The organism is Methylobacterium sp. HJ2, from assembly GCF_056431005.1.
In genome coordinates, this window is sequence record NZ_JBWJYM010000007.1 from 35,023 (window position 1) to 56,650 (window position 21,628).

Here is a 21,628-nt window from a genome sequence, read left to right on the forward strand (position 1 = left end):
GCCGGCGTCAACGATTGCGGGCGCCCGCTGCGGGGAGCGCGGCCCTTTCGTCAGCGGCCCGCAGGACGATCCGGGCCGCGCTCTGGCTCGGCATCTCGCCGCCGGGGAGCCGCATCAGCCCGTCGATGCGCGCCAGCGCGGCGACCTGCGCGTCGCGAGCGCCGCCGCCGACGAGCAGGGGGTCGAGCGCACCCGCGAGATTGGCGGCGGTGCAGTCGGCCTGGATGAACTCCGGCATGGCGTTCTCGGCCAGGATCAGGTTCGGCAGCACGATGGTCGGAACCTGGATCAGGCGCCGCGCGACCACCTCCTCGATCCGCGAGACGCGGTAGGCCACCACCATCGGCACGCCCGCGAGCGCCAGCTCGAGAGTAACGGTGCCGGACGCCGCCAGAGCCGCGCGGGCCCGCCGGAAGGCGGCGTATTTCTCGGCTTCTCCGGAGACGATCCGTACCGGAACCCGCCATCCGGACACGTGGCGCTCGATCAGCGCACGGTGCCGGGTGACCGCCGGCAGCACCGCCTCGAACGGGACCGCATCCCCCATCCGCGCCAGCGTCTCGCCGAAGACCGGCATCAGACGCTCGATCTCGGAGCGGCGTGAGCCCGGCAGCACCGCGAGGGTGAACGGCGCGGCCTCGCGCGCCAGCGCGTCCACTGGACTGGGCCGGAGCTCGTCCAGGCGCTCGATCAAGGGATGGCCGACATAGGTACAGGCCGGTCCTCCGAGACGGCGATGCGCCTCCGGCTCGAAGGGCAGCAGCGCCAGAACATGGTCGATGAAGGCGCGCATGCCCTTCGCCCGCCAGGGGCGCCAGGCCCAGACGCTCGGCGAGACGTAATCGACGATGGGCAGGCTCGGCAGGCGCTTGCGCACCCGGCCGGCCACCGCGTGGGTGAAGCCCGGACTGTCGATGATCACCAGCACCTCGGGCCGCGCCGCGACCACGTCGTCGACGGTCTCACGAATCCGGCGGAGCAGGGTGCGGGCGCGGGCGAGCACGGGGAGGTAGCCCATCACCGCGACGTCATCGAGGGGAAAGAGCGAGCGGAAGCCTTCCGCACTCATCGCCTCGCCGCCCACGCCGCCGAAGACCGGCGGCTCGGGCGCGGCCTGCCGCAGGGCCCGGATCAGCTTCGCGCCGAGCTGGTCGCCCGAATCCTCGCCCGCCACCAGCCAGATCTTCACGGGCCTGCCTCCGCAGCGTTCGGGTCGAGTCCGATCAGGAACAGACCGCGCCGGTCGGCCTCCGCCACCGTCTCGGCACGGTCGATGACCAGGGTGCCGCCGGCCTCGATCGCGAGGCCGGCGCAGCCGGCGAGCGCGGCGTTGCGCACGGTGCGCGGACCGATCGCCGGCAGGTCGATGCGCAGATCCTGCCCCTGCTTGGCGAGCTTCACCAAGACCGTCCCGGGCGCGGGCCGGCCGCGGCCCACCGGCCGGCGATTGATCGCGCGCGCCCGGGCGAGCATGCGGTCGGTGCCTTCCGGCCCCTCCACCGCGAGGATGCGGTCGCCCGCGGCGACCGCCGCCTGCCCGACATCGAAAGGCGAGAGTGCGGCGAGCAGCGCCCGGCCGGTGCGGATCGCGGACACCGACTCGGCGTCCGGCCCGTGCCGCCCGAGACGGCCCACGGGACTGAGAAGGTCAGGTGCGGCTTCGTGCACCCCGAGCACCCGATGCCCGTTCTCCTCGAGAAGCGCGAGGGCGCCCCGCAGCAGCCTGTCGTCTCCCCCGTTCGCCAGGGCACGCAGCGCCGCGCGGTTGCGCAGCGCGGCGCCGGCGTTGAGAAGGGCCGCTGGGCTCGGCCGCGAGACGCCGCCCGCCGGCACCACCAGGGCCGGCCCCCAGGCCTTCAGCAGGGCGAGCGTCGCACCGATATCGAGGAGATCGACGGTGGCGTCGGCGCGCCCGCGCAGAGGCCGGTCGGTGAAGCCGCGCAGGGCCAGGATCTTGAAGGCGCGACCGCCCCGCGCGAGCGAGTCGGCCACGAGTTCGGGCAGGCGCCCCGCCCCTGCGACGAGGACGAGGCGCACCCCCGCATCCCCGAGGGATGGGCCGTCGCCCACGTCAGGCGGCGCTCACCGCGGCGGGCGACTCGCGGGGCGTGCAGATCGAGCGCTTCCCGCCGAGGCGGATGAAATCGAGGATCTCGCGCACGGCCGGATGCGCGGCGAACTCCTCCGCCACGTCCTCGACCCGCTCCATCAGCGTGCCTTCCGGCGCGAAGAGCAGCCGGTAGGCGCGGCGCAGCGCGTGAATGTCCTCGCGGGCGAAGCCGCGGCGCTGCAGGCCGATGATGTTGAGGCCCGACAGATAGGCCCGGTTGCCGAGCACCATGCCGTACGGGATGCAGTCGTTCTCGAGCCCCGAGAGCCCGCCCACGAAGGCGTGCGCGCCGACGCGTGCGAACTGGATCACCGCCGCGCCGCCCCCGAGAATCGCGTAGTCGCCGACGCTGCAATGGCCGGCGAGCATCACGTTGTTGGAGAAGATCACGTTCGAGCCGACCCGGCAGTCATGGCCGACATGGGAGTTGGCCAGGAAGGTGCAGCCGTCACCCACCACCGTCTCGGCGCCGCCGCCCGCGGTGCCGGGATTCATGGTCACGCCCTCGCGGATCAGGCAATCGCTGCCGATCGTCAGGGTGGTCTCCTCACCCTTGTATTTCAGGTCCTGCGGCGGGTGCCCGATCGAGGCAAAGGGATAGATCTTGGTGCGCGCGCCGATCGTGGTGCGCCCGGCCACCACCGCGTGGCTCACCAGCTCGCAATCGACGCCGATCACCGCGTGGGGACCGACATGGCAGAACGGCCCGATCCGCGCGCCGTCCCCGATCTCGGCGCCCGCCTCGACGATGGCGCTCGGGTGGACGAGGGGCGCGCTCACGAGGTCACCAGCATGGCACCGATCTCCGCCTCGGCCACCAATACGCCGTCGACGCGGGCCTCACCGCGGAACCACCACATCGTCTTGCGCTGGTTGAGCTTCTTCATGTGGAAGCGCACCTGGTCGCCCGGCACCACGGGCTTGCGGAACTTGCACTTGTCGATCGTCATGAAGAAGACCTGCTTGGTCTTCACGGACTCGGTCCGGATATGGCGGCAGCAGATCGCCCCGGCCGTCTGGGCCATGCCCTCGATCAGCAGCACGCCCGGGAACACCGGCATGTCGGGGAAGTGGCCGGTGAATTGCGGCTCGTTCGCGGTGACGTTCTTGATGCCGATGCAGCTCTCGTCACGATCGATCTCGATGATCTTGTCGATCATCAGGAAGGGATAGCGGTGCGGGAGCAACTCCAGCACCGTCTGGATGTCGGCCGCGCCGAGTTCCTGCACCGTCTCCGTCATCGACCTCGTCACCCTGCTTCCGCGCCCGTCGCTGCGGCCGGCGTCATCCACCCTGATCGGGCGGTGTTTCGGACGAAACGGCCGGTCAAGGCAAGCGCCGAGGCGCCATGCGGTGAGAGCGCGCAGCCCCGCGTGTCTCTCAGGTCGCGGAATCGCCGGGTTCGTCGCGGCCCGAGCGCTCGGCCAAGCGGGCCAGGGTGGTCAGTTCCCGGAACCACTGGCGCACGGGCTTGGCCGGCGTGCCGCCCCAGCGGCTGCCGGGTGGGACGTCACGGTTGACGTTCGAGGAGCCGGCGATCTGCGCGCCGCGCCCGATGGTCAGGTGGCCGACGACGCCGACCTGTCCGCCGAGCACCACGTAATCCTGCAGCGTGGTCGAGCCCGAGATGCCGACGCCCGACACGATCACGCAGTGGCGGCCGATCACGACGTTGTGGGCGATCTGCACGAGGTTATCGATCTTGGTGCCCTCGCCCACCACGGTGTCGCGGCTGGCGCCCCGGTCGATCGTGGTGTTGGCACCGATCTCGACGTCGTCCTGCACGATGACGCGCCCGATTTGCGGGACCTTGAGGTGCGTCACCCCCATGGCGAAGCCGAATCCGTCCTGACCGATGCGGGCACCCGGATGCACGATGACCCGGTTTCCTATCAAGGTATGGCTCAGGCTCGCCGAGGCCCCGATGGCGCAATCCCGCCCGATCCGGCAGCCGGGCCCGATCACGGCGTTCGGGCCGATCACGGTGCCGGAGCCGATCTCGACGCCGGGACCGACCACGGCGCCCGGATCGACGGTGACGCCGTCCTCCAGCCGCGCGTCCGGGTGGACATGGGCGCCGGGCGCGATCCCCTGGCCGCCGAACTGCGAGCCGGGGCGGAGCGCGTCCGGATGCAGGCGGCCGAGGAGCGTGGCGTAGGCGCGGTAGGGATCGCGCAGGACGAGGGCCACCGTGCCGGCCGGCACCCGCGCGGCGAAGCGCGGCGAGACCAAGCAGACGCCCGCGCGGGTCTCCGCCAGAGCGTCGCCGTAGCGGGCGTTGTCCATGTAGGCGAGATCGTCGGGGCCGGCGCGGTCGAGTGGCGCGGCGCCCATGACCGCGCGGGCCGGGTCGGCATCGGCCGGCAGCGAGACGCCGGCAGCCTCGGCGATGGCGCCGAGGCTGAGCGGGGTCTGCGCGATGAAGAAGCGGGGCTCTGACATGTCAGGCAACGCGCCGCCCGAGGTGATCCGGGCGGCGCGCGACGTTTCGACTCAGAACCGCGAGCCGCCGGAGAAGCGGAAGGCCTGGATCTGATCCTTGCCCACGCGGCCGGCATAGAGGCCGTTGACGTAGACCTTCTCACCCTCGTCCTTGGTCAGGGCGTAGGCGTAGTCGAACCGGATCGGGCCGAGCGGCGAGTTCCAGAGGATCGAGGCGCCGATCGAGGAGCGGATCGTCGCCTTGTCGCGGACGTTCACGCACTCCGGCTCCACGCCGAGGCTGAAGGTGTTGAAGTTACAGGCGCCCTGGGGCGAGACGCCGTTGATGAAGCCGTCGCCGTTGACGTCGAAGTTGCGGCGGCCGTGATAGCCGAACAGGGTTCCGGCGTCGGCGAAGACCGCGCCCTTCAGGCCGAGATCGCGCGGGATGCCCCAGATCGGGAACTGCACCTCGGCCGTACCGCCCACGTAGGTCGAGCCGCCGATGGCGTTCGAACGGGAGTCGCTGGTTCCGACGTCGCGCGGCCCGATGCCGTTCGGGGCGAAACCGCGGACGAGCGACGGTCCGAGGAAGAACTGGTCGGTGACGCGCAGCGGATTGCCGTCGAGGGCCTGGACGTGTCCACCCTGGAACCGGACGAAGCCGACGACGTCCTCGAACAGTTCCTTGTAGTAACGCGCCTCGCCGGTGATGCGGAAGAACTTTGAGTCGCCGCCGAGGCCGGCCACATCGGGCTTCAGCTCAGCGTAGAAGCCGTTCCTCGGCGAGCCGATCACGTCGAGGGTCGAGTAGGCGAGCGTCAGGCCCGCGAGCGACGTAAGCGTGTTGCCTTGCGATCCCTTGAGGGCGATGGATGCCTCGCCGTTGTAGGCGCAATCCGGGTAGATCGCGAGGCCGCCGACGTTCCGACCGTTCAGCACGGTACCCGCCGGGTATTGCGGCGTGAAGCCCGGGATCGGCGCCGAGCAGTCGTTGTAGGGCCGCTTGAGGGTGTTCGGGACCTTGAGCTCGGTGTTGTAGAGCGAGTAGCGCAGCGTCACGCCGAACTCCTCGGTGATCGGTAGGCCGAGGCGCAGCTGGCCGCCATACACCGTGGTCTCGTAGCGCGAGTACCGGGTCAGGTCGCTGTACTTGTAGAAGGCGTCGAAGCCGGCCGCGAGGCGGTAGCCGAGGAAGTACGGCTCGGTGAACGAGAAGTCGACACCGCGCGAGTACTGGCCGCCGGTGCCGGCGAGGCGGACGTACTGGCCACGACCGAGGAAGTTCGACTCGGAGACCGAGACCTCGCCGATGATGCCGTCCTGGGTGGAGTAGCCGCCTGCCACCGAGAACGAACCCGTGGGCTGATCCTCGACATCGATGTTGATGACGACGCGGTCAGGAGCCGAACCCGGCTCGTTCGAGAAGCGGACCTTCTTGAAGAAGCCCAGCCCGTTCAGGCGGCGCTCGGCGCGGTCGGTCAGGACGCGGTTGTAGGCATCGCCCTCGGCGATATCGAGCTCGCGCCGGATGACGTAGTCGCGGGTGCGGGTGTTGCCGCGGACGTTGATGCGCTCGACGTAGACGCGGGGGCCGTCCTCGACCACGAAGCCGAGCGAGACCTGATGGGTCGCACGGTCGCGCTGGCCGGTGGGGCGCACCTGAGCGAAGGGGAAGCCCTGGCGGTTCACCTGGGTGGTCACGCCGGTCAGCGTCTTCTCCACGTCCTCGGCGTTGTAGACGTCGCCCACCGTGGCGCGGACCTCGTTGTCGAGGGCCTGCTTGTCGACGCCCGGCAGGCGCGAATCGATTGCGACCGCGCCGACGCGGTACTGCTCGCCTTCCTCGACCGTGATCGTGATGACCCAGCCCGATTTGTCGTCGGCGCTCTCGACGTAGCGGGCATCGGCGTTCACGACGCGGAAATCGGCATAGCCGTTGCGGAGGTAGTAGCGCCGGACGAGATCGAGATCGTTCGAGATCCGGTCGGGATCATAGACGTCGGACGTCTTGATGAAGCTCAGAAAATTCATTTCCGAGGACGACATCAGGCCCCGGAGGGTCCGCTCCGAATAGGCGCTGTTGCCCACGAAATTGATCGAGACGATGCCGGTCTTGTCGCCTTCATCGATCTGATAGATCACGTCGATGCGGCCGTTCGGAAGATCAACGGTCCGGTAGGTGACCTTGGCCGTGCCGCGCCCGGCCCGCCGGTAGATCTCCTTGATGCGCGCGAGGTCGGCCTTGACGATCGCCTCGCTGAAGCCGCCGCGGGCCTTCGCCTCGACCTGGGCTTCGAGCGTCGCGGACTCGACCTTCTTGTTTCCTTCGAACACCACGCGGTTGATCAGGTTGTTCTCGCGCACCGTCACCACCGTGCGGCCGCCGCTCTGGGCGACCTTCACGTCCGAGAACATGCCGCTTGCGAGCAGGTTGCGCCTTGCCTCCTCGGCGGAGCCCGACGCGGTGCCGGTGACGTAGGAGCGGATGGTGTCGGAGTCGACGCGGCTGTTGCCCTGAACGACGATCTGCTGGGCCTGGGCTGCGGTGACCATCATGGCCCCCGTCGCTGCGGCGACTAGGACGATGGTCCGCTTCACCGACTCACGCCGGCGCTTCCCCGTCATCGACATCATGTAATCGCCCGTCTGTGTTGCTTTCGGAGCGGGTTCGCACCCGCCACAGGCAGCCGTTGGCCGGCCATCCCGTCACCTGGTCCAAGCGTAGCTCTTAGCGGGAATCCCCTGCCAAGCAAACGTCGCCGGAGGGCGCCCAGGGGGGAATTTGCGGGGTCGTGGCCTTAGCGCCACTTAACGCGCGGGCTGCCGCGGCGACGTTCTCGCAACAGGGTAAACCACAGGTAAATACCGACCCGAAAAGCGTTTTCCGGCGGCCTGCGCAATTGCCGAAACGGTTTCTTCAGCATTCCGGGCGGCTGCCCCGACGCCCGCGCTGCCGGCGTCGTCCGGATCGGAAAGGGGCGGGATTGCGGCAAGCCCGGGGCGAGCCGGAGGCAGCGCCGCGCGCGCCGGCCCGCCGGACTCGGCGCGCGTGCCGAACTGGCCCCTGCCGGCCTGCGCGGTGGCGCTCCTCAGGTGTTGCGGCCCCAGGAGGCGCCGAGGTTGAGGATATCGTTCCAGGCGGCGAACAGCATCAGCATCAGCACGAGGGCAAGGCCGATCCGGAAGCCGATCTCCTGCGCCCGTTCGCTCAGCGGGCGCCCGCGCACCACCTCGCAGGCGTAGAAGAGCAGGTGCCCGCCGTCGAGCAGCGGAACCGGGAACAGGTTGAGCAGGCCGATCGAGACCGAGAGCAGCGCGATCAGCCCGACGAGCCCGCCGACGCCGCCGGTCTTGGCGACCTCGCCCGACACGCGCGCGATACCGATCGGTCCGGAGAGCTGGTCGGCGGATTCACGGCCCGTGGCGAGCTTGCCGAGGTAGGAGAAGGTGCGCTCGACCACAAAGTAGGTCTCGTGCACGCCGAGCTTGAGCGACGCGAGCGGGCCGTACTCCACGAGCTTGGCCTCGGAACCGTTCGGCGAGCGGATGCCGAGGCGTCCGACGCGGTGGCGGCCGAACGGCGTCTTGTCCTCGTGGATCTGCGGGGTCGCGGTGAGCTGGCGCTCCTCTCCGGCCCGCTCGATGGTGAAGACCAGCGGGGTACCGGCGCTGCCGGTGACGATGCGGTACATCGCGTTGAAGTCCCGCACCGGCTCGCCGTCGATGGCCTTGATCAGGTCACCCGGCTCGAATCCGGCCTGCGCGGCGGCGCTGTTCGGCTCCACCGACGAGACGCGGGCGGGCAGTTCGTAGCGGCCGCCGAGCCAGATCGCCCCGCCGAACAGCAGGATGGCGAGAATGAAGTTCGCGATCGGGCCGGCCGCGACGATCGCCGCGCGCTTGGCCACGGGCTGGGTCGGGAAGCTCGTCGCCCGCTCCTGCGGGCTCATTCGGGCCACCGTCTCGGCGTCGGGCACGCTGGCGCCGTTGGCGTCGCCGTGGAACTTCACGTAGCCGCCGAGCGGGATGGCGCAGAGCTTCCACCGGGTGCCCTTGCGGTCGTTGAAGCCGAAGAGCTCCGGCCCGAAACCGATCGAGAAGGCGTGGACGCCGACCCCACACCAGCGTCCGACCAGAAAGTGGCCCATCTCGTGGACGAAGACCACGATGGTGAGCACGAACAGGAACGGAATTACCGCGCCGAAGAAGCCGGAGGCGGTCCCTCCCATCGCGTTCAGGAAATCCATGCGTCGATCCTCAACACAGCGCCCAGGGCCAGCGCGACGGGATTGCGGCCCGGCCGTTCGGGCGCCCCTCTAGCAGATCGGCATGGGCCGGAGCCAACGCAAACCGCGGCGAGGGAACGTCAGCGTCGCACGCACCCGGGGCGAAGGCGAGTCGACCGCGCCCGCTCTGCCCGCTCTCCCCATGCCGAGCCGCGCGCGGTTCGGACGATGGCTTACGATCCGTAAGCCGGACGCCCGCAAGTGCTCGATCGGTCCGGCCTCAGGCGCGCCCCAGGATCGCGAGCCATGCGAGCGTCGTGGCCGGCGCGATCAGGGTGGAGACCAAGACGGACGCCGCGACCAGCCCGGTCTCCGTCCTGTAGCGCACGGCCAGGAGATAGGCGTTGATGCCCACCGGCATCGCGGCGAACAGGGTCGCGACGCCCGCGTAGGCCGGCGGCATCGCGAACACGTGAAAGGCCAGCAGCCAGACGGCCAGCGGGTGCAGCACCGTCTTCAGCAGGGCGACGGCGAGCGCGCCGGGCAGATCGAACAGCACGCGGTACCGCCGCAGCCCGGCGCCGAGAGCCACGAGGGCACAGGTCGAGGCGGTCGCCGCGAAGGCGTCGAGGATCGCCTTGAGCGGGCCGCCCGGTGCGATCCGCAGGAGCTTCAGCCCCATGCCGATCAGCAGGGCCACGAAGATCGGGTTCTTCAGGAGAACCAAGATGAGGCCGCGCAGGCGCGCCAGGAGCGAGCGACCCGCTTCGGCCTCGATCAGGAAGGTGGCGAAGCCCATCATCACCGGCAGATGGACGGCGAGCAGCAGGAAGAGTGGGAAGGCGCCCTCCTCGCCATAGGCCTGCAGGATCATCGGCACGCCGACGAAGATCGTGTTGGATTGGCTCGCCGCGAAGCCGTGCAGGATGGCGCCCTGCCGCCCGATGCCGGCGCGCCGCAGGGCGATCAGCGAGCCGGCCAGCCAGGACAGGCCGGCCCCGCCGAAATACGAGATCCAGTAGGACCACGCGATCTCGCCCTCCAGGCCCGGCCGGGTCAGGGTGCCGATAATCAGCGCCGGCACGGCGATGGCGAAGACGTATTCGGAGAGCCCGTCGCTCACGCGCTCGGACAGGAGACCCATCACCGCTGCGGCCCAGCCGATCAGGATGATCCCGAAGATCGGCAGGATGATCGTGACGGCGTTCAAGGCGCTTCCGGCAGAACGGGGGGCTACCGTCGGCGACGGCAGGTCGTGACCGGCCGCATATCACGTCCGCGACGCGGCACACCGTGTGCCGCGCGCATGGGCCGTCCGACCCGGTGCGATATCGGGCCAGCCCGATTCCGGCCCCGATCGCGTGCGAGATCCCGGCCGCAGCCTCTCTGCGGCGACGCGGCCCTGCCGCGTCGCATCGGTCCCGTGCATACGTCTTCCATGAGCATCGTCGCGATCGACTTCGAGACGGCCAACGAGCGGCGCGACAGCGCCTGCGCGGTGGGCCTCGCCTGGATCGCCGGAGGCCGGGTGGTGCGGCGGGAATCGCGCCTGATCCGGCCGCCGGAACTGCGCTTCTCGCCCGGCAACATCCGGGTCCACGGCATCCTGCCGGCGGACGTGGCCGACAAGCCGAGCTTCGCGGCGGTGATGGCGGACTTCATGCCGGATCTCGCGGGCGGGTTGATCCTCGCCCACAATGCCAGCTTCGATATCGGCGTGCTGCGCGCCTCGCTCCAGGCCTGCGGCGAGGCCGTGCCCCCGCTCACCTATCTCTGCACCGTCCAGGTGGCGCGCCGCGTCTTTCCGGACCCGGCAGGCTGCGGCTTGTCGAAGGTGGCGGGCCGGCTCGGCATCCGCTTCGCGCATCACGACGCGGGCGAGGACGCCTATGCCTGCGCCGAGATCGCGCTCGCGGCGATGCGCGAGACCGGGTCCGCCGATCTCGCGGATCTGTGTCGACGGATCGACCTGCCGGTGACCCGGGTGGCGGGCGGCCCACCCTCCCCGCCGCGCCCGGCCCCGGGACCGGTGAGCGGGCGGGCAATCCGGGCGCTGCGCCCGTCAGGACCGGCGCCGCTGCGCTTCACCATGCGCGGCAGCACGGGCAACCGTTACGACGTCACGCTCGAGGACCGGGGCGGCGTCGCGCATCTGCGCTGCACCTGCATGGCCGGCCGCCACGGGATGCGCTGCCGCCACGTCAAGGCGCTCGCCGTCGGCGACATCACCGATCTGCTGTCGGAGAACATCGCCGACGTGGCGCTGGTCTGTCGCGCCCTGGCCGCGGCGGAGTCGGGCTCCGCCGCGCCCTGAGCTCCCTCAGGCCGCCTGCTTGCGGGCCGCGCCGTAGAAGGTGCCGCCCTCTCGTGCCATCGCCGCGAGGTTGTCGGGCACCGCGAAGCGCGGGCCGTGCTTGGCCTCGAGCGAGCGGGCGAGCTCCACGAAGGCCGCCGCGCCCATGAAGTCGATGTAGGACAGCGCTCCCCCGGTGAACGGCGCGAAGCCGAAGCCGAGGATCGAGCCGACGTCGGCCTCGCGGGGATCGGTGATCACCCCCTCCCCGACCGTCCGGGCGGCCTCGAGGGCCTGCACGACGAGCAGGCGGTGCTTCAGCTCGGCGAGATCGACGCTCTCGGGATCGAGATGGCTCGGCTGCATCGCCTTCAGGCCCGGCCAGAGGCGCTTCGGAGCGCCCTCGGGATAATCGTAGAAGCCCTTCTTATTCTTACGACCGAGCCGACCCTCGCCCTCGACGAGATCGACGAGCAGCTTCTTCTGGCCGGGATCGACAGCGTCCGGGCCGAGTTGCGCCTCGGTGGCCCGGGCGATCTTGAGACCGAGATCGAGTGCCACCTCATCGTTGAGGGAGAGCGGGCCCACCGGCATGCCGGCTTGCCGGCCGGCATTCTCGATCATCGCGGGCGGCACGCCCTCCAGCAGCATCTTGTGCCCTTCGAGGATGTAGGCGCCGACGCAGCGATTGGCGAAGAAGCCGCGCGCGTCGTTGACGACGATCGGGGTCTTCTTGACGGCGCGGACGTAGTCGAGGGCGACGGCGAGCGCCCGGTCCCCGGTGGCCGCACCCTTGATGATCTCCACGAGCATCATCTTCTCGACGGGCGAGAAGAAATGGATGCCCACGAACTGCTCGGGCCGCCGCGACGTCTCGGCGAGACCGGTGATGGGCAGGGTGGAGGTGTTGGAGGCGAAGATCGCGTCGGGACGGATCGCGGCCTCGACCTTGGCGATCACCTCGGCCTTCACCTTCGGATCCTCGAACACCGCCTCGATCACCAGATCGCACTCGGCGAGGTCGGCATAGTCCGCCGAGGTCCGGATGCGGGCGAGGAGCGCGTCGCGGTCGGCCGTCTTGGCGCGGCCCTTGTTGATCTGGCCGGTGACGAGCTTGTGGGCATAGGCCTTGCCCTTCTCGGCCGCCTCGACCGACTGGTCGATCAGCACCACCTCGAGCCCGGCATTGGCCGTGACGTAGGCGACGCCCGCGCCCATGAAGCCCGCGCCGATCACGCCGACTCGCTTCAGCTCGGAGGCCGGCACGTCCTTCGGGCGGCGGGCACCCTTGTTCAGCTCGCCCATCGAGATGAACAGCGTGCGGATCATCGCCTGCGCTTCCTTGGTGCGCAGGATCATCGCGAAGTACCGGCTCTCGACCTTCAGGGCGAGGTCCATGGGCAGCTGCAGGCCCTCGTAGACGGAAGCCAGGATCGCCTTCGCGGCCGGATAGTTGTCGTGCGTCTCGCGCCGGTAGATCGCGTTCGCGGGAGGCCAGATCATCATGCCGGCCGGCGAGTAGACCTTACCCGAGGGGGCCTTGAACTTTGGCACGTCCCAGGGCGCCACGGCCGAGCCGCCGCCCAGGATCCAGGCCTTGGCGATCGCGACGATCTCGGCCTTGGGCGCCACCGCGTGGACAAGGCCCATGTTCCGGGCCATCAACGGGCGGATCTGCTCGCCCTTGAACAGCATCTGCAGGGCGTCGCCCGTCTGCATCAGGCGCGCCACCCGCTGGGTGCCGCCGCCGCCCGGGAACAGGCCGACCTTGATCTCGGGCAGGCCGACGCGCGTCTTATCGTCGTCGGAGGCCACCCGGTGATGGCAGGCGAGCGCGAGCTCGAAGGCACCGCCGAGGCAGATCCCGGAAATGGCGGCCGCGAAGGGCTTGCCGCAGGTCTCAAGCCGCCGGAACAGGAGGCTGAGCCGGCGCGAGCCCTCGAAGAAGTGGCGCATGGCCGCCTCCTCGCCCGCGCTGGCCTTCAGGGTCTCGAATTCCCGCCCGAGACCCTGAAGCATCGTCAGGTCGGCGCCGCCCGAGAAGTTGTCCTTGCCCGAGGCGATGACGCACCCCTTGATCGCGGCGTCCCCCGCCACCGTCTCGATGATCCGCTCCAGCTCGTCCATCACCTCTTCGGTGATGACGTTCATGGAGCGGCCCGGCATGTCCCAGGTCGCCAGCGCGACGCCGTCGGCATCGGTCTCGAAGCGGAAATGTGTCAGGTCCATCTCAGGTCCTCGCGGCTTGGAGGGACGCCGGGGGCCGGCGCGTTGGGGATTCGGGAAGCCTGCCCGGCGCCCGCGCCGGCCGACGCATCGGCCCTCAGCGGGCGGGGGCGGCCGGTGCGGGCGAAGGGGCGGGCGCAGGGGCCGGCGGCATGCCGGGCTGCGGGCCGTTATCGCCGGCCGAGGCCACGGCCAGCATGTTCAGAAGCTTCGTTACCGAGCCCTGGGAGATCACCGTCACCGTCGAGGACGGGTCGGCGTTCATGGCCTGGAACTTCTGGTAGGTCTTGTCGTCGTAGATCTCGTTGAGGTGCTTCAGCTCGGCGAGACTGAACTTCTCCGCGTATTCCTTCGACAGGCCCTCGACCATGATCTCGCGCTGACGGTCGAATTCGGCCGTCAGCTCCTTGCGCACGGACTCGGCCTTCTTGTCCGGCATCGGCGCCACGGTCTTCTCCAGGGCGGTGCCGAAGCCGGTCTGGAGGTTCTTGATCAGGGTCTTGCTGACGAGGGTCTTGGCCTCAGCGACCTTGTCGGCGGCTTCGTCCGCGCGCGCGGCGAGCGGCAGAGCGAGGGCCGTGGTCAGGCAGAGCGTGGCGATCAGGCGCGTCATCGTTGGGCGTTTCCCGTAGGTTCCGGTTCCGCCGCCTTGTGCGGCGGTCGGGCCGGCCTCTAGCAGCGTTTCCGGGATTCCGGGAGCGGCACGGTTGCCGCTCCCATCGGCGCTACACCCGCTCGATGATCGTTGCGGTGCCCATGCCGGCGCCGATGCAGAGGGTGACGAGGGCCCGCTCCTTCCCGGTGCGCTCCAACTCGTCGAGCACCGTGCCGAGGATCATCGCGCCCGTCGCGCCGAGCGGATGGCCCATGGCGATGGCGCCCCCGTTGACGTTCACCTTCGCCGGATCGAGGTCGAACGCCTGCTGGAACCGCAGCACCACCGAGGCGAAGGCCTCGTTGATCTCGAACAGGTCGATGTCGTGGAGGCTCATGCCGGCGCGTGCCAGCACCTTGCGGGTCACATCGACCGGACCGGTGAGCATCAGGGCCGGGTCGGAGCCGATATTGGCGAAGGCCCGGATGCGGGCGCGGGGCTTCAGGCCGGCACCGTCGCCGGCTTCCTTCGAGCCGATCAGCACGGCGGCGGCGCCGTCGACGATGCCCGACGAGTTGCCCGCGTGGTGGACGTGGTCGACCACCTCGACGTCGGGATGAGCATCGACCGCCACCGCGTCGAACCCGCCCATCTGGCCCATCTGGACGAACGAGGCCTTGAGGCTCGCCAGCGACTGCATGTCGGTGGAGGGCCGCATGTGCTCGTCGCGGTCGAGAAGGGTGATGCCGTTGATGTCGCGCACCGGCACGACGGAGCCCTTGAACAGCCCCTCGGCCCAGGATTGCGCCGAACGCTTCTGCGACTGCACCGCGTAGGCATCGCAATCGTCGCGGCTGAAGCCGTACTTGGTGGCGATGAGATCGGCCGAGACGCCCTGCGGCATGAAGTAGGACTTCACCGCGATCGCCGGGTCGACCGGCCAGGCGCCGCCCGAGGCGCCCAGGCCGACGCGGCTCATCGATTCGACGCCGCCGCCGACCGTCATGTCGTGCTGGCCGGCCATCACCTGGGCGGCCGCGAAGTTCACGGCGTCGAGGCCCGAGGCGCAGAAGCGGTTGATCTGCACGCCCGGCACGTGCGGGCCGTAATCGGCCACCAGCGCGGCCGCGCGGGCGATGTCGCCGCCCGCCTCGCCGACGGGGTCGACGCAGCCAAGCACCACGTCGTCCACCCTGCGGGTGTCGAGGCCGTTGCGGTCCTTCAGGGCTCGCAGCGCGGTCTCGGCGAGCCGCAGGGCGGTGACCTCGTGCAGGGAGCCGTCCGGCTTGCCGCGCCCGCGGGGCGTACGGACGTGATCGAAGATATAGGCCTCGGGCATCTCAGCGCTTCCTCGTGTTCCCGTATCTCGGCGCCCGCTCTCTCCCGCGATGGAGTAGCGGGTCAATCACCCCTGCGGCGCGCCGGGGGCGTCGCGCGCTCAGAACGCGTCGGCCGCCAACGCCATCGTGGACTCCGCCCCGGCCTTGATGCGGGTGAAACGCAGGGCCGTCTCCGGCATCAGCCGCTCCATGTAGAACCGCCCGGTGGCGATCTTGGCCTCCATCCGGGTATCGCCCGGCCGCTCGATGGCGACCTTGGCGATCCGCGCCCACATGTAGCCGATCGCCACGAGGCCCAGGAGATGCATGTAGTCCGTCGCGCCCGCGCCCGCGTTGTCGGGCTTGGAGAAGGCGTTCTGCATGAACCACATCGTGGCGCCCTGCAGATCGTTCAGCCCGGCCTGGAGCGGCCCCGTGAACGGCTTCATCGCCTCGGTCTCGTCGTGGTCCTTGATGAAGGTCTGGACCTCGCCCAGGAAGGTCATCATGGCGCGGCCGCCGTCGCGCGGCAGCTTACGCCCGATCAGGTCCATCGCCTGGATGCCGTTGGCGCCCTCGTAGATCATGGCGATGCGGGCATCGCGCACGAACTGCGACATGCCCCATTCCTCGACATAGCCGTGGCCGCCGAACATCTGCTGCGCCTCGACCGCGTTGGCGAAGCCCCGGTCGGTCAGCACGCCTTTCACCACGGGGGTCATCAGGCCCATGTAGTCGTCGGCCGCCTGCCGCTGCTTGGCATCCTCCGAGCGATGGATGATGTCCGCCTGGAGCGCGGTCCACAGCATCAGGGCGCGCGCGCCCTCGTTGAAGGCCCGGATCCCCATCAGGGTGCGGCGCACGTCCGGATGCACGATGATCGGGTCGGCGGCCTTGTTCGGCTCCTTGGCTCCGGTGAGGGAGCGGCCCTGCAGGCGGTCCTTCGCGTAGGCCACGGCGTTCTGGTAGGCGACCTCGGATTGGCCGAGCCCCTGCACGCCGACGGCGAGGCGCGCCTCGTTCATCATCACGAACATCGCGTTGAGGCCACGATTTTCCTGGCCGACGAGCCAGCCGCGTGCGCCGTCGTAGTTCATCACGCAGGTGCTGTTGCCGTGGATGCCCATCTTGTGCTCGAGCGAGCCGCAGGACACGCCGTTGCGCTCGCCGACACTGCCGTCCGCGTTCACCAGGAACTTCGGCACGACGAAGAGCGAGATGCCCTTGGTGCCGGCCGGCGCGCCCTCGATCCGGGCGATGACGAGGTGGACGATGTTCTCGGAGAGGTCGTGCTCGCCTGCCGAGATGAAAATCTTGGTGCCGGTCAGGCTGTAGGAGCCGTCGCCGTTCGGCACGGCCTTGGTCTTGAGCAGCCCGAGATCGGTGCCGCAATGCGGCTCGGTCAGGTTCATGGTGCCGGTCCAGGCGCCCTCGACCATGCGGGGAACATAGGTCCGCTTCTGCTCCTCCGTGCCGTGGACGAGGAGCGCGGCGATCGCGCCCTGGGTCAGGCCCGGATACATCCCGAGCGCCAGGTTCGCTCCGGAGGCGAATTCCTGCATGGCGGTGTTGAGGGTATGGGGCAGGCCCTGGCCGCCGTACTCTTCGGGCACCGAGAGGCCCATCCAACCGCCCTGCGCGTAGGCGTCGTAGGCGCCCTTGAAGCCCTTCGGCGTCGTCACCGAGCCGTCGGGATGCCGCGTGCAGCCCTCGGCGTCGCCGACGCGATTGAGCGGCGCCAGCATGGTCTCGGCCAGCTTCGCGCCCTCGGTCAGCACCGCCTCGACGACGTCGGGCGAGGCATCGGCGAAGCCCGCGAGATTGTCGTACCGGTGAAAGCCGAGCACGTCATTGAGGAGGAACAGGGTATCCTCGACCGGGGCGCGATAGCTCGGCATCTCATCTCCTCCGAAGGGCGGCGGCGCGGCTTGCGGATCAGGCCCCTCGACGGGCCACATCCGCGCTTCGCTCGATAGTTCATATGTAAACTATCTCGGCGCCTGTGCGCAAGGGCCGGCCTCGACCATTCGCGCTGCGGACGGCACGACTCGGCCGCGAAGGCACGGCATCGTGCACGCTGTCTCAAGGCCCAGTCGCGGGACCGGGCAGCCCTTAACGCTGTGTTTACCAAGAAAGTTAAAGGTCCCCTCACGATCCCCCAGGCCCCGGATCCCGACGCGTCCAGCGCGGCTCCGGATAAGCTGCCGCACGCCGTTGAGGGCAGGCCCACGATGAGCCGAAACGCGAAGCCGAATCTCGACAGCTTCGATCCCGACGTGCTCGAAGCGGCGCGCGATGTCGCCCGCCGAGCCGGCATCCCCCTCGAGGACTGGATCGCCGCCAACGTTCCGCAGGCCGGACGGCGTCGGCACCGCCACGCCGCGGAGGCCCAGCCCCGCCGAGACGGGGGCCGGCCGTCCGACGACCCGCGCCGCCAGCAGCAGGGCCGGCCGCCCCATCAGCAGCTCGCCGAGCCGCGTCGCCATCGCGGCCCCCCGGCCTCCGCAGCCGGCCGCCACGAGGCCGACCGGGATTTCCAAGCGGCCATGTCGGATCGCGACTCGGAGCGCGGCATCGACGCGCTGATGGCGCGCCTCTCGGATTTCGACCGGGTTCTGGCTGAGGAGCGGCAGGCGGCGAGCGCAGCGGCGAACCAGCGCCTGGAAGCGATCGAGAGCCGGATCGCCCGCGCACTCGACGCCGGGGCCGCGCCGGTGGAGAAGGTGACGGCCCGGCTGGGCGACATCGAGCGACGCATGTCGGAACTCGGCGACAAGGTCGCTGCCGCGCGGCCCTACGGCCGACGGGGCCGGCCGGCGACGGAGGAGATTCGGGACGCGGTGCAGGAGATCCGCCTGCGCCAGCGCGAACTCGGAGACACCTCCGAGCGTGCCCTCTCCGCAGGGTCCAGCGTCGTCGCGGGCATGCGCCAGGATCTTGCGCGCCGACTCGACGTCGGCATGCACGAGGACTTGGTGGCCGACACCGCCGCCGCGGTCTTCGAGCTTCGCCAGGAGACGAGCCGCCTGCGCGAATCGCTCGTCGGCCTCGCCACCACCCGCGACGTCGGCGCCCTCGAACAGGCGATGATCTCGCTCGCGACCAATGTCGAGCAGGCGCAGCCCACGACCGATCTCACCGCCATCACCGCGCCGATCGAGATCATCCGAGGCCGCGTCGAGCAGCTCGCCGAGCAGGTCGCGGAAGATGTCCACACCCGGGTGAAGCAGGATCTGCAGACCCTCGCCGACCGCCTCGACCGCGTCGCTGCCGAATCGCGGGACGGCGACGACAAGCGTGCGGGCGCCGCGGTGGCGGGTCTGTTCCAGGAAATCGAGGAGATTCGCCGGCTCATCGCCTCCCTCGCGGGTCCGGAACGGATCCAGAGCCTCGCTCAGGGCATGCAGGCGATCAGCGGGCAGATCGCGGAGCTGCGCGCCGCCGCCGAGACCGCCACGGCGGGGGCCGAGCTGCGTCCGCTCCTGGAGGAGATCCGCAGCGGGCTCGCGACGCCCGCCCCCGCCTTCATCGGCGAGTTGCGCGCGATGTCGGACAAGCTCGACGCCCTTCAGGCTCGAGCCGGCAGCGCCGACCAAGCTCAGGCCCGGGCGATCCTCGGCCGGATCGATGCGCTGGCCGACAAGGTCGATCAGGCACGCGAGCCGGTCGGCCACCTCATCGGCCGTCTCGAGGGGCATCTCGACGCGGGTCGCCCGGACGGGGCTCTGGCCGGCGACGGCATGGCCTCGATCCACGCCATGCTGCGCAACCTCGCCGAAAAGGTCGACCGCGTCGGCGAGCGCGCGGGCGGCGACGGGCTCGACGCGCTCGAGCGCCAGGTCGTGACCCTCGCCAACCGTCTGGACAGCCGCGGGACCGATCCGACGCTCGCCGGTCTGGAGCGGTCGATGGGCGACCTGCTCAAGCAGGTCGGCGCCCTGCGCGATCAATCTCCCGACACGACGGCCCTCGAACAGGCGGCCCGCAGCGCCGTGGCGGCCGGTCTCGTCGAGGTCCGGACGCCCGACGAGCGCAGCGAGATCGGCCTGCTCCGCGCCAGCCTCGCCGATCTCCAGGCCCGTCAGGTCGCCTCCGACCAGAGGCTCGCGTCGATGCTCGACGGCGTTCAAGGCGCCCTCGACCGCCTGTCGAGCCGCCTCGATCCGGCGGACGGACCGTCCCCCCTATCCGGGCTGCGCCAGCCGTCGCTCGCCGAGCAGCTGAAAGCCTCGACCGCCGCGGAGGCCCCGCGCGTCCGTGCGCCGAAGCGGCCCGAGATGCCGCGTGCCGAGGCCGAGCCTTCGGTCGCGCCCGGCCGCGCGGGAGATGAGCTGCTCGAGCCCGGGACCGGGCGGCCCCTGCGCGACCCGCACCGCGAGGCGCACCGCGACTTGGCCGATCTCGACGCGATGCTGCGCGATCGCCCCGCCCCGGGACGGCATCCGGGCGCCGAGACGCCGGATGGCGAGGCCGCCGGCGACATCAAGACGAGCTTCATCGCCGCTGCCCGGCGCGCGGCGCAGGCAGCCCAGGCGGAACTCGCCACCGAGACCGCCGGGGAGCAGCGCGCGTCCCGGATGAGTGGCCGGTCCGCCAAAACCGATCGCTCCGACGCGTCGCCCGTCGGTGCCATGCCGGCCGCGGACGGCCCCCTGGCCCGCCTGCGCGCACAGATCGAGCGCCGCCGCCGCCCTCTGCTCCTGGGCCTCGCGGCGATCGTGCTCGCTCTGGGCGCCCTCCAGGCGCTGTCCATGCGTCCGGCCGAGGACGCCGCCGCGGTCCCGCAGATCGCCGCTTCCGGAAACGTCCGCCCGGACATCCCCACGGTACCGGCCCCCGGGGTCGACGCCGGTGTGAAGCCCGCCAGCGAGGCACCGAACAGGGTCGCAGCCGATGCGCCCAACAAACCCGCCGTCGCCGATCCGCTGACGACGCAGTCCATCGGCAACGATGCGGCGCCGGCCCGCCCGCGCGGCGGGATCCCGCGGGTGGCGTCGATGGCCTCGCTGTCGGGCGACATCGCAAGCCTGCCGGCGAGCCTGACCAAGGTCCGGCAATCCGCCCTCGACGGCGAGGGCGCCGCGGTCTGGGAGCTCGCGGCACGTTCGGCGGAGGGCCGCGGCGTCAACCGCGACTTCGCCCTGGCGGCCAAGTTCTACGAGAAGGTCGCGGCGGCCGGGTATGCTCCGGCGCAGTACAAGCTCGGCAGCCTCTACGAGAAGGGCACCGGCGTCACCCGCGACCTCGTCCAGGCCAAGCTCTGGTACGGCCGCGCGGCCGAGCAGGGCCATACGCGCTCGATGCACAACCTCGCGGTGATCTACGCCGAGAACCCGACTCCGTCGGGCAAGCCGGACTACGCTTCGGCGGCCTCGTGGTTCAAGCAGGCCGCCGAGTACGGTGTGCGCGACAGCCAGTACAATCTCGGCGTCCTCTACGCCCGCGGCATGGGCCTGACGCAGGATCTCGTGCAATCCTACCTCTGGTTCTCGGCGGCCGCCGCGCAGGGCGACGACGATGCCGGGCGCAAGCGCGACGACGTCGCGACCAAGCTCGCACCTGCCGACCTCGCCAGCGCCAAGGCTCTCGCTGCCGGCTTCAAGCCGCGCCGGATCGACCCGGTCGTCAACGAGGCGCCCCCCCTGCCGGAAGCGACGCCGATGACCCTGCTGGGCGCCCCGAGCCCGAGCCCGACCGCCTTCACCGCGCCGCGCCCGAGCAAGGGTGTCTGAGCGGGAATGCCCGAGCCGGATCCGGGCCGGCCTACCGGCTGAACCGGAGCTTGCCGCGGCCGGAGTTCGGCCCCCGGCTCGGATGCAGGTTGCCGCAGTGCGGGAACCCGCCCCGGCGACGCTCGTATACTGTGTCCGGATGATGCGGTCCCGTCCTGCGCGACGGGATGGACCGGGCGCAGCGGCGCGCGGTCGGCTGTCGGAGGCTGAATGGCGCGCGTGACCCCGGTGCCGATGGGTGCCGTCATCCTCGGCGTGGCCGGGCTGATCCCGTTCCTCGGGTTCGCGGCGCTTGCGATCGCGGGCAACGACGGCGGCCTGGGCACGATCGGCCTCTCGCCCCGCACGATCCTGTCCGCCTACGGCGCCGTGATCGCGTCCTTCCTCGGCGGCATTCGTTGGGGGGCAGCGGCCGCCCGCAATGCCGGCAACGGGGACTACCTGCTCGCCATCATCCCGTCCCTGATCGCCTGGGCGGCGCTCGCCGCGCCGGCACCCTGGGACCTGCGCGTCCTGGGCGTGCTGGTGCTGGCCTGGGGCCTCGTCGACCAAGACCTCGCCCGGCGCGGACTGGTGCCCCGCTGGCTCGGACGCCTGCGGCTGCTCCTCTCCGGCGTGGCCGGCGCCGCCCTGCTGGTTGCGGCCTGACCGGGATCCCGCCGGCGGTTCATCTCCACTCCTCGTCACCGATCGCCCGCCGTTG

General features: G+C 70.5%; 15 protein-coding genes. 3 read left to right on the plus strand and 12 right to left on the minus strand.

Going from position 1 to position 21,628, the window contains the following annotated elements:
• Positions 1–7: 7 nt before the first annotated feature.
• The 8 genes from lpxB to ACS5RC_RS17390 form a co-directional block, all read right to left on the minus strand.
• Positions 8–1,189, minus strand: a complete 1,182-nt coding sequence (gene lpxB, locus ACS5RC_RS17355) for a lipid-A-disaccharide synthase (protein WP_478345147.1) — start codon at positions 1,187–1,189, stop codon at positions 8–10.
• Positions 1,186–2,037, minus strand: coding sequence for an LpxI family protein (locus tag ACS5RC_RS17360; protein WP_478345148.1), 852 nt, complete (start codon positions 2,035–2,037; stop codon positions 1,186–1,188). Before ACS5RC_RS17360 ends, lpxB begins: the two co-directional genes overlap by 4 nt.
• Positions 2,038–2,071: 34 nt before the next feature.
• On the minus strand, positions 2,072–2,890 hold the full coding sequence (gene lpxA / locus ACS5RC_RS17365; RefSeq protein WP_478345149.1) for an acyl-ACP--UDP-N-acetylglucosamine O-acyltransferase: 819 nt from the start codon (positions 2,888–2,890) through the stop codon (positions 2,072–2,074).
• Positions 2,887–3,351 (minus strand): 3-hydroxyacyl-ACP dehydratase FabZ, encoded by a 465-nt coding sequence (fabZ, locus tag ACS5RC_RS17370; protein ID WP_478345150.1) that lies wholly within the window; start codon positions 3,349–3,351, stop codon positions 2,887–2,889. Before fabZ ends, lpxA begins: the two co-directional genes overlap by 4 nt.
• Before the next feature lie 139 nt (positions 3,352–3,490).
• Positions 3,491–4,552 (minus strand): UDP-3-O-(3-hydroxymyristoyl)glucosamine N-acyltransferase, encoded by a 1,062-nt coding sequence (gene lpxD, locus ACS5RC_RS17375; RefSeq protein WP_478345151.1) that lies wholly within the window; start codon positions 4,550–4,552, stop codon positions 3,491–3,493.
• Positions 4,553–4,603: 51 nt separating this feature from the next.
• The gene (bamA, locus tag ACS5RC_RS17380) at positions 4,604–7,168 is read right to left on the minus strand and encodes an outer membrane protein assembly factor BamA (RefSeq protein ID WP_478345152.1); all 2,565 of its coding nucleotides are present in this window, start codon (positions 7,166–7,168) and stop codon (positions 4,604–4,606) included.
• A 455-nt stretch (positions 7,169–7,623) separates the two neighbouring features.
• Positions 7,624–8,781, minus strand: a complete 1,158-nt coding sequence (gene rseP, locus ACS5RC_RS17385; RefSeq protein WP_478345153.1) for an RIP metalloprotease RseP — start codon at positions 8,779–8,781, stop codon at positions 7,624–7,626.
• Between the two features lie 259 nt (positions 8,782–9,040).
• Positions 9,041–9,970, minus strand: a complete 930-nt coding sequence (locus ACS5RC_RS17390) for an AEC family transporter (protein ID WP_478345154.1) — start codon at positions 9,968–9,970, stop codon at positions 9,041–9,043.
• Positions 9,971–10,198: 228 nt separating this feature from the next.
• Here ACS5RC_RS17390 and ACS5RC_RS17395 point away from each other — a divergent pair, with 228 nt between their 5' ends.
• Positions 10,199–11,074, plus strand: coding sequence for a 3'-5' exonuclease (locus ACS5RC_RS17395; protein ID WP_478345155.1), 876 nt, complete (start codon positions 10,199–10,201; stop codon positions 11,072–11,074).
• A gap of 6 nt (positions 11,075–11,080) precedes the next feature.
• Here ACS5RC_RS17395 and ACS5RC_RS17400 read toward each other — a convergent pair whose 3' ends face one another.
• The 4 genes from ACS5RC_RS17400 to ACS5RC_RS17415 all read right to left on the minus strand — a co-directional run bounded on the left by ACS5RC_RS17400 (position 11,081) and on the right by ACS5RC_RS17415 (position 17,091).
• Positions 11,081–13,282: a 3-hydroxyacyl-CoA dehydrogenase NAD-binding domain-containing protein gene (locus tag ACS5RC_RS17400; protein ID WP_478345156.1), complete on the minus strand. Its 2,202-nt coding sequence runs from the start codon at positions 13,280–13,282 to the stop codon at positions 11,081–11,083.
• 94 nt (positions 13,283–13,376) lie between these two features.
• Complete coding sequence (locus ACS5RC_RS17405) at positions 13,377–13,892, minus strand: DUF2059 domain-containing protein (protein WP_478345157.1); 516 nt, start codon at positions 13,890–13,892, stop codon at positions 13,377–13,379.
• A gap of 112 nt (positions 13,893–14,004) precedes the next feature.
• Positions 14,005–15,213: an acetyl-CoA C-acetyltransferase gene (locus ACS5RC_RS17410; RefSeq protein ID WP_478345158.1), complete on the minus strand. Its 1,209-nt coding sequence runs from the start codon at positions 15,211–15,213 to the stop codon at positions 14,005–14,007.
• A 99-nt stretch (positions 15,214–15,312) separates the two neighbouring features.
• Positions 15,313–17,091: an acyl-CoA dehydrogenase C-terminal domain-containing protein gene (locus ACS5RC_RS17415; protein ID WP_478345159.1), complete on the minus strand. Its 1,779-nt coding sequence runs from the start codon at positions 17,089–17,091 to the stop codon at positions 15,313–15,315.
• 333 nt (positions 17,092–17,424) lie between these two features.
• On the opposite strand from ACS5RC_RS17415, the gene ACS5RC_RS17420 reads away from it, so the two are divergent.
• Positions 17,425–20,925 (plus strand): hypothetical protein, encoded by a 3,501-nt coding sequence (locus ACS5RC_RS17420; RefSeq protein WP_478345160.1) that lies wholly within the window; start codon positions 17,425–17,427, stop codon positions 20,923–20,925.
• A 210-nt stretch (positions 20,926–21,135) separates the two neighbouring features.
• Positions 21,136–21,573, plus strand: a complete 438-nt coding sequence (locus ACS5RC_RS17425) for a DUF3429 domain-containing protein (RefSeq protein ID WP_478345161.1) — start codon at positions 21,136–21,138, stop codon at positions 21,571–21,573.
• Positions 21,574–21,628 lie beyond the last annotated feature (55 nt).